Annotated in this window: 2 protein-coding genes; both read right to left on the bottom strand. The window is 34.4% G+C overall.

Going from position 1 to position 1406, the window contains the following annotated elements; translation table 4 throughout:
* On the bottom strand, positions 1 to 1134 hold a 1134-nt coding region (locus C4B25_RS04585; protein WP_246004303.1), incomplete at its 3' end, for a glucose-6-phosphate isomerase.
* Positions 1127 to 1406: S1 RNA-binding domain-containing protein (locus C4B25_RS04580; protein ID WP_131613971.1), on the bottom strand; the 280-nt coding region annotated here is incomplete at its 5' end. The genes C4B25_RS04585 and C4B25_RS04580, both read right to left, overlap by 8 nt.

The raw sequence follows: 1406 nt of genomic DNA, 5'->3' as shown, positions 1-1406 counted from the left end.
GTCCATTTTTCCAACTTCTAAGTGGATGTTTGGAACTTTACCAATGATAGCGTGGGCGTCAGTAACACCTTCGAATGCGATCATGTTAACATCGTGAACTGTTTTTTCTGTTAGGTAGTTTAGACCATCAAGGTTTCTTTCTTCTTCTGTAATTTTTACATCGAAGTTAGGTTCTTTAACTGTCATAACTGTTTCAAATAAGATTTTTGTACCATCTTGAATGAATTGTCCCATTGAGTGAAGATCAGTTGAGAAGATTGCTGAAGTAGGAAGTAGTCCTTTTTCATTTTTACCTTCTGATTCACCGAATAGTTGTTTTCATCATTCGTTTAGGTAAGCCATTTGTGGTTCGTATGATACTAACATTTCAGCACCATATTTTTTACCAAGAATGTATCTTGCTACAGCATATTTGTAAGCGTCGTTTTTAGCGTTTACTTCACCGTATAATCTTTGACCAATTGAAGCACCGTCCATAACTTTATCAATGTTAAGACCAGCACATGCCATTGGGAATAGTCCAACTGGTGTTAGAACTGAGAATCTTCCACCAACACTGTCAGGAATAACAAATTTTGTTCATTCATTTTCGATTGCTTGTCTAACTAATGACCCGTTGTTAGCATCTGTTGTAGCAATAATGAATTTACTTGCGTTTGATTCTCCTAATTTTTCTTCTAATAATTTTCTAAATAATCTGAAGGCTAGAGCTGGCTCTGTTGTTCCCCCTGATTTAGAAATCATATTAATTGCAAATTGTTTATTTTGAGCATATGATAATTTTTGAGCAAGATCAGTTGAAGAAATTGATTCACCAACAAACATTACTTCCATATCTCTTTTTACTGGGTAGTTCCCTTGTACAAAATCAATAGCAGACTTAGCTCCTAAGTAAGACCCACCAATACCGATTACTACTAGAAGCTCAACACCTTCAGCTTTTAGTCTTTTAGCTTCTTTTTTAATTTCTTTAAATTCTTCTTTGTTGTATGTTGAAGGTAGATCTTTTCATCCTAAGAAATCATTACCCTCACTTGAGAAATTTTCCATTGCTGCATGGATTGCACTAACTTTATCGTTATATTTTTCAATAGCACGTTCTGTAACGGCTTTTTCTAAATTTAATTTAATCATTCTTTAACCTTTCTTTTAGCATATTGGCTAGACCTTCGAACCCACCTTTGGTATGTTCAAGAGTGTAGTTGAATGGATCTTTTTGGAATCTCGGCATTATTGCCTTATAAGAAAGTTTGACCCTCTTTTGATCTTCCATCACGTCTATAATCTTGAGAGGAATTTTGTCACCTTTTTCTACGAAGTACTTTATGTTAGAAACATAATAGTCTGAAACCTCCGTAATATGGACTAATCCTCTTCATTCTTTATCTAGAGTTACTATAAAATGG

The sequence above is a fragment of the Mycoplasma todarodis genome (assembly GCF_004335995.1).
GTDB classification, from domain to species: domain Bacteria; phylum Bacillota_I; class Bacilli_A; order Mycoplasmatales; family Metamycoplasmataceae; genus Mycoplasma_K; species Mycoplasma_K todarodis.
The sequence above is the reverse complement of the archived record's forward strand: the minus strand, read 5'-3'. Positions and strand labels throughout refer to the sequence as shown.